Source organism: Enterobacter sp. UNJFSC 003 (assembly GCF_036903355.1).
GTDB lineage: Bacteria > Pseudomonadota > Gammaproteobacteria > Enterobacterales > Enterobacteriaceae > Enterobacter.
The window spans coordinates 1-256 of the sequence record NZ_JBAKHK010000244.1 but is presented as its reverse complement, the minus strand read 5'-3'; the positions used below and the strand labels follow the sequence as shown (position 1 = coordinate 256).

Below are 256 nucleotides of genomic sequence, written 5' to 3'. Positions count from 1 at the left end.
GGGCGGAAGTGGTGTTTCGTTAAAAGAAAATGGCTCAGCAGCGGCTTAAATCTGCCTGCGCCTGAGCCAGTTTTTCTGCCGCCTGACGTAAAGGTTCCATCAACGGCATGGTCCGTGCTGGAGCATGAAGGCGGAATCGCTGCAACTCTGTCGCGCCGACAGTCAACGTCGATTCCAGCCGATGTCGTTTGGCGGTCATTTTCGCCATTACCGCTTGTCTGTCTGCTGGCGTTATCGCTTCATTCGGCCTGAACAC

Annotated in this window: 1 pseudogene; it reads right to left on the bottom strand. The window is 55.1% G+C overall.

Features of this window, described 5'->3' with window-relative positions:
* Positions 1-34: 34 nt before the first annotated feature.
* Positions 35-256: pseudogene (locus V5P19_RS23985) on the bottom strand (helix-hairpin-helix domain-containing protein); the annotation flags it as partial.